Genomic DNA, 6652 nt, shown 5'->3' on the forward strand with positions numbered 1-6652 from the left:
CGCGGCCGGGCCGGCGGGGCCCGCGGGTGCGGGCTTGCTCGCGGGGCGCAGTGCACCGAGATCGACCGCGCCGCGGGTGAAGATCGACGGAGTGGTCCGTGGGTCGCTCATGGTTATCTAGTCTCGCACGCGCGCCGGACTGTTCGCCGCGCCGCCGGGCTGGTGATATCGGACGTCACAGGGGGTGCGGCCGGTCAGAAGCGGGCGGGCTCGCGGTAGATGCCCCACTCCCCCTTCAGCGCCGCGCAGATCTCGCCCAGGGTGGCCTCGGCCCGGGCCGCGTCGAGCATGGCGGGGATCATGTTCTCCGTCGTCCGCGCGACCGCCACGAGCCGGGCCAGCGCCTGCTCGGTGCGTACCGGATCGCGGCCGGCCTTGCGCTCGGCGAGAGCGCGCTTCTGCTCGATCTCGACCTCGTGGGAGACCCGGAGGATCTCCAGGTCCTTGGCGACCGTGCCGGTGTGCACGTTGACGCCGACGATCCGCTTCTCGCCCTTCTCCAGGGCCTGCTGGTAGACGAAGGCCGCCTCGGCGATGTTGCCGGTGAACCAGCCGTCCTCGATGCCGCGCAGGATGCCGGCCGTCATGCTGCCGTCGTGGCCCAGCTCGCGGATGCGGGTGAAGATCTCCTCGGCCTCCGCCTCGATGCGGTCGGTGAGCGCCTCGAGGTACCACGAGCCACCGAGCGGGTCGGCGACGTTGGTCACGCCGGTCTCCTCCATCAGCACCTGCTGGGTGCGCAGGGCGATCTCGGCGGACTCGTCGGTGGGCAGGGCGAGGGTCTCGTCGAGGGCGTTGGTGTGCAGTGAGTTCGTGCCGCCGAGGATGGCGGCGAGCGCCTCGACCGCCGTACGCACGACGTTGTTGACCGGCTGCTGCGCGGTCAGCGAGACCCCGGCCGTCTGGGTGTGGAACTTCAGCCAGAGCGCCTTCTCGCTGGTGGCGCCGTAGTCGTCGCGCAGGTGCCGGGCCCAGATCCGGCGGGCGGCGCGGAACTTGGCGATCTCCTCGAAGAAGTCGACGTGCGCGTCGAAGAAGAAGCTCAGGCCGGGGGCGAAGGTGTTGACGTCCAGGCCGCGGGAGAGGCCCAGCTCGACGTAGCCGAAGCCGTCGGCCAGCGTGTACGCCAGCTCCTGCGCGGCGGTCGAGCCGGCCTCGCGGATGTGGTAGCCGGAGACGCTGAGCGGCTTGTACTTCGGGATCTCGGCCGCGCAGTACTCCATCAGGTCGCCGATCAGGCGCAGGTGCGGCTCGGGGGCGAAGAGCCACTCCTTCTGCGCGATGTACTCCTTGAAGATGTCGGTCTGCAGGGTGCCGTCGAGCTTGCTGATGTCGGCGCCCTGCCGCTCGGCGGCGGCCAGGTACATCACGAAGATCGGCACGGCGGGGCCGGAGATGGTCATGCTCGTGGTGGTCTGCTGCAGGTCGATGCCGTCGAACAGCACCTCCATGTCGGCGGCCGAGTCGATCGCCACCCCGCAGTGGCCGACCTCGCCGAGCGACTCGGGCTCGTCGGAGTCGCGGCCCATCAGCGTCGGCATGTCGAAGGCCACGCTCAGCCCGCCGCCACCGGCGGCGAGGATCATCTTGTACCGCTCGTTGGTCTGCCGGGCGTTGCCGAACCCCGCGAACTGGCGGATGGTCCAGGTGCGGCCGCGGTAGCCGGTGGGGTACAGGCCGCGGGTGTACGGGAATTCACCCGGCCAGCCGATCCGGTCGAAGTCCGCGTAGGTGTCGCCGTCGGCGGGCCCGTACACGGGCTCGACGGGCATCCCGGACAACGTGGTGAAGTCTGCGTCGCGTTTGCGGGCGGCGTCGTAGCGCTGCTGCCAGCGCTCCCGGCCGGCGGCGATGTCGGCTGCGTCCATGGCGCACATCGTAGGCCCAAAGCTGAACGATCGCTAAGGCCTCGGCCGTCTTGCTCTCACGAAAGCTATGACGTTTTCAGCATGTTCACAGCATGTGCATGAATCGATATATCTACAGGTGTGGCTACCGCCACGGTCCCCCACCGTTCAGGAGTCCCCGTGAAACGATCTCTCGCTGCTGTCGGCTCCGCCCTGCTCATGGGCGGCCTGCTGGCGGGCGTGGGTGCGACGTCGGCTGCCGCCGCGCCCGATCCCCTCTCGCCGTCCGCGCACCGCGCCGCCGTCCAGGCCGGCGCCGCGGACGCATTCGCGCTCAAGGCGAGCGTGAAGGACGCCGACGGTACGAGCCACGTGCGCTACACCCGCACGTACGAGGGCCTGCGGGTGCTCGGTGGCGACTTCGTCCTGCACGGCACCAAGGACGGGGCTCTCCGCCAGGCCTCGGTCGGCCTGGCCGCGCCGCTGAGCCTGAGCACCACCCCGAAGCGGGCTGCCACCACCGCGAGCGCGACCGCCAAGGCGCACTTCACCGGTACGGTCAGCGCGGTCGGCGCCCCGGAGCTGGTCGTCGACGCCACCAGTGGCACCGGCACGCTGGCCTACGAGACCGTCGTCGAGGGCTTCGGTGCGGACGGCCAGACGCCGTCGAAGCTGCACGTCGTCACCGACGCCAACACCGGCGCGGTGCTGAGCTCGTGGGACACCGTGGAGACGGCCACCGGCAACAGCGTCTACTCCGGGGCGGTGTCGATCACCACGACCCAGGTGTCGACCTCCAGCTTCAGCCTCAAGGACGCGGCGCACGGCAACGGCACCACCTGCGACATGAACAACAAGACCTCGGGCACGTGCACGCTGTTCACCGACGCGGACAACGTGTGGGGCACCGGCGCCACCTCCAACCGGCAGTCGGCCGCGGTGGACGCGCACTACGGCGCGGCAAAGACCTACGACTACTACAACAGCACCTTCGGCCGGAAGGGCATCTTCAACAACGGCACCGGCGTCCCGTCGCGGGTGCACTACGGCAACGCGTACGTCAACGCGTTCTGGGACGGCTCCTCGATGACCTACGGCGACGGCAGCGGCAACACCCGCCCGCTGGTCTCGCTGGACGTGGCCGGCCACGAGATGTCGCACGGCGTCACCGAGCGCACCGCCAACCTGACCTACTCCGGTGAGTCCGGCGGCCTGAACGAGGCCACCTCCGACATCTTCGGCACGATGGTCGAGTTCTACGCGGCCAACAGCACCGACGCCGGCGACTACCTGGTCGGCGAGAAGATCAACATCAACGGCAACGGCAAGCCGCTGCGCTACATGTACAACCCGACGCTGGACGGCAAGGGCATCGGCTGCTGGTCGAGCACCACCAAGAACGTCGACGTGCACTACTCCTCCGGCGTCGGCAACCACTTCTTCTTCAACCTGGCCGAGGGCAGCGGCGCCACCGCGTACGGCACCTCGCCGCTGTGCGGCTCGGCCACCGCGGTGACCGGCATCGGCCGCACCAAGGCCGCCGCCATCTGGTACCGGGCGCTGAGCACCTACTTCACCTCCAGCACCAACTACAAGGCCGCCCGCGGCTACACCCTCTCCGCGGCGACCGACCTCTACGGCCGGTGCGGCACCGAGTACAAGGCCGTGCAGAAGGCCTGGACCGCGGTCAACGTGACCGGCACCGACGCGGCCTGCTGACGCACCGGACAGATCGACAGTGCTGAGGATGCCCGGCGGTGCCACGAGCACCGCCGGGCATTACCGTGTCGCCATGAAGATCATGAGGCTGATCGCCGTCGTCGCGGTGATCGCCGGCGTGGTGCTCACCGCGGCCGGGCCGGCGACCGTGACCGGCCTGCTGCCGTTCTTCACGATCCAGAGCAATGTCGCGTACGGCGTCTTCGCGGCCTGGGCGGCGTTCCGGGGCCGCGACACTCCGGCGGCTCTCAAGGGCGCGGTCACCCTCTACGTCGCGATCACCGGGCTGGTCTACCACCTCGTGCTGACCAATCCCGCCAGCGGCTTCGCCGTCGACCCGGTGCACCGCAATCTGCCCGAGGCGATCGGCAACCAGCTGCTGCACACCGTGGTGCCCCTGCTCGCGGTGCTCGACTGGCTGGTCTTCGACGAGCGGGGCCGCTTCCGGTGGCGCCACGCGTTGTACTGGCTGGCCTTCCCGCTGGGCTACCTGGCCTTCGCGCTGATCCGGGGCCTTGTCGTGGACAAGTACCCGTACCCGTTCATCGACGTGAACGAGCTGGGCTACGACGGCGTCTCGATCAGCTCGGCCGGCTTCGCCGTCGCCTTCTGGATCCTCGGCCTGCTCTTCGTGGCGATCGACCGCTGGAGCGGCCGGCTGCTGCGCCGGCACCGCGCGGCGGCCTCGACCACTACTTGATGCCGTTCTCCTCGCAGAGGGCGGCGAAGCGACCCGCGCAGACGGCCTTCTTCTCGACGAAGCCGTCCTTGATCACCCGGTCGATGTTCGTCTTGTCGATGGCCGTCGGCGGCAGCAGCACCGACGCCACGTACGCGCCCGACTCAGGGTCCTTGACCTGGCCCTTCACCGCGGGCTTCTCGCCCTTGTACAGCTTGATGGCGAGGTCGGCGGCCGCCTCGGCCTCCTTCTTGATCTCCTTGTAGACCGTCATGCACTGGTCACCGGCGAGGATGTTCTGCAGGCCCTGGATGGTGGCGTCCTGGCCGGTCACCGGGACGATGCCGTTCTTCTTGTCCTTCTTCAGGACCTCGATCGCCGCGTTGCCCAGGCCGTCGTTGGCGGCCAGCACCCCGTCGATCTGCTTGCCGGTCTGCTGCCACATCTCCGCGAAGACCACGCCGGCCTCCTTGTTGTTCCAGTCGGTGACCGACTGGTCCGGGCCCTTCATGAAGGAGCCGTCGTCGTACCGCTGCTGCAGGACCGTGTCGTAACCGACCTTGAACAGGGTCGCGTTGTTGTCGGTCGGGGAGCCGTTCAGGTCGGCCACCAGCGGCAGCTTGGCCTTCTTGTCGGCCAGGCACTTGACCAGGCCCTCGCCCTGGAGCTTGCCGACCGCGACGTTGTCGAAGCTGACGTAGTAGTTCGCGCCGCCGTTGAGCGTCAGCCGGTCGTAGTCGATGGTCTTGACGCCCGCGGCCTTGGCCTTGTCGAGCACGGCCTTGCCGCTGGCCGGGTCGAGGTTGACCGTCATCAGGACCTTGACCCCGCTGGCGATCATGCTGTCGGCGATCTGCACGAACTTCGCCTTGTCGCCCTGCGCGTTCTGGATGTCCAGCGGCACGTCGGCGGCGTCGAAGGCGGCCTTCAGCAGCTTCGGGTCGTCGGTGCCCCAGCGCTGCGACGTGGTGGTGTCGGGCAGGATGACGCCGACCTTGCCGCTCCCGGTGCCACCACGGGGCCCGCCACCGCTGGAGCCGGCGCCGTCACCGTCATCGTCGGTGCAGGCGGCGGTGCCACCGAGGGTGAGCAGACCCACCGCTACCAGAGCGGCCATTTTCGTACGCATCGCGACTTCCTCCCGGGCACAGGGCGGCAAGGTTACCAGGCATCGGTGCTGGGTAACCCGTTGATCGCGACCGCGACTGAATGGATACGCATCGCTACCGAAGGTCACTGGCAGTCAGCTGCCGGCGGGCTTCCTTCACCGCGTACATGGCCATGTCGGCCGCGTGCAGCAGGCTGTCCGGGTCGTGCTCGCCGGGCCGTCCGGTGGCCAGGCCGACACTGGCCCGCAGCGGCACGTCGGCGGAGCGGATCCGGACGGTGCCCGCCAGGCCGCCGGTCAGCTCCCGCACCACCTCGGCTCCCCGCGCGGCGGCCAGCCCGGGCATCAGGACGGCGAACTCGTCACCACCCAGCCGGGCCACGGTGTCGCCCGCGCGCACCCCGGCGCGCAGCCGGCGGGCCACCTCGATCAGCAACTGGTCGCCGGTGGCGTGCCCGAACGCGTCGTTGACCGGCTTGAAGTCGTCGAGGTCGATGAGCAGCACGGTCACCGGCCCGGCGGCCAGCCCCTCGTCCAGCAGCCGCATGAACAGCCCGCGGTTGGCCAGGCCGGTGAGCGCGTCGTGGTAGGCCAGCTCGGTCAGGCGGGCGGTGAGCTCGTCGCGTTCGCGCAGCAGCTCGGTGATGTGCCGCAACGCGTTCAGCTGCCGGCCGATCACCAGCACCGTGGTCACCGACGCCCCGATGCCGACCACCCACGAGCGCGCGTCCAGGCCCCGGGTCAGCAGCACGGTCAGGGTCAGGGCCCACACGGCGGCCATCCCCGCGTACGGCAGCACGCTGTACGGCCGGCGCCGCTCCCGCGTACCGGGCTGCGGCGTGCTGCCCGCACCGAGCTGCTGGATGCGGGCCACCAGGGCCAGCAAGGTGCTCGCGACCACGTTGCCGGCGAGCAGCCAGGGTGTGTACCGCGGCATCAGGTAGACCGAGCTCGGCACCGTCTGCAGCACGGCCTGCAAGACCGCCGCGGCACCTCCGGCGATCCCGCACATCCGGGTGAACGGGGTCCGCCCGCTGAGCACCAGCCGGAGCACCGCGAAGATCGCCACGAGGAAGATCCCGGGCATCACCAGCAGCGCCACGACCAGGCTGAGCGCCCAGCCGGCGTCCCGCGGCCCGGCCGGCACCTCGAAGAGCCAGAGACCGAACGTCGTGGCCGCGGCGAGCACCGTGGCCGCGTCGAGGTGCAGCCGGGCCCGGGCACTGCTCGTCAGCTCGCCGAGCGGGTAGCGCAGCAGGCCGGCGACCAGCAGCACCATCCCGACCGCGACCGAGCCGA

General features: G+C 69.9%; 5 protein-coding genes and 1 pseudogene. 2 read left to right on the top strand and 4 right to left on the bottom strand.

Translation table 11 applies throughout. The annotated features are described in order from the left end of the window. Nucleotides 1-111 (bottom strand): annotated as a pseudogene (locus tag AB0C29_RS27115) (co-chaperone YbbN); the annotation flags it as partial. A gap of 83 nt (nt 112-194) precedes the next feature. Beyond that, complete coding sequence (locus AB0C29_RS27120) at nt 195-1868, bottom strand: methylmalonyl-CoA mutase family protein (RefSeq protein ID WP_360825583.1); 1674 nt, start codon at nt 1866-1868, stop codon at nt 195-197. A 159-nt stretch (nt 1869-2027) separates the two neighbouring features. On the opposite strand from AB0C29_RS27120, the gene AB0C29_RS27125 reads away from it, so the two are divergent. Together AB0C29_RS27125 and AB0C29_RS27130 are read left to right on the top strand one after the other, a co-directional pair. Beyond that, nucleotides 2028-3566: a M4 family metallopeptidase gene (locus tag AB0C29_RS27125; RefSeq protein WP_360825585.1), complete on the top strand. Its 1539-nt coding sequence runs from the start codon at nt 2028-2030 to the stop codon at nt 3564-3566. A gap of 73 nt (nt 3567-3639) precedes the next feature. After that, nucleotides 3640-4266 carry a Pr6Pr family membrane protein gene (locus AB0C29_RS27130; protein ID WP_360825588.1) on the top strand — a complete coding sequence of 209 codons (627 nt, stop codon included), beginning with the start codon at nt 3640-3642 and terminating at the stop codon, nt 4264-4266. Here AB0C29_RS27130 and AB0C29_RS27135 read toward each other — a convergent pair. Further along, on the bottom strand, nt 4259-5374 hold the full coding sequence (locus AB0C29_RS27135; protein ID WP_360825592.1) for a substrate-binding domain-containing protein: 1116 nt from the start codon (nt 5372-5374) through the stop codon (nt 4259-4261). The two genes, AB0C29_RS27130 and AB0C29_RS27135, sit on opposite strands and share 8 nt — an antisense overlap. A gap of 94 nt (nt 5375-5468) precedes the next feature. Then, the coding region (locus tag AB0C29_RS27140; RefSeq protein ID WP_360825595.1) for a GGDEF domain-containing protein at nt 5469-6652 on the bottom strand (1184 nt) is incomplete at its 5' end.

It is taken from the genome of Actinoplanes sp. NPDC048791 (assembly GCF_040650095.1).
Classification (GTDB): domain Bacteria; phylum Actinomycetota; class Actinomycetes; order Mycobacteriales; family Micromonosporaceae; genus Actinoplanes.

Coding starts and splice junctions, on each gene's coding strand:
- AB0C29_RS27135 (WP_360825592.1), bottom strand. CDS start 5,374: ATGCGTACGAAAATGGCCGCTCTGGTAGCGGTGGGTCTGCTCACCCTC.
- AB0C29_RS27120 (WP_360825583.1), bottom strand. CDS start 1,868: ATGGACGCAGCCGACATCGCCGCCGGCCGGGAGCGCTGGCAGCAGCGC.
- AB0C29_RS27130 (WP_360825588.1), top strand. CDS start 3,640: ATGAAGATCATGAGGCTGATCGCCGTCGTCGCGGTGATCGCCGGCGTG.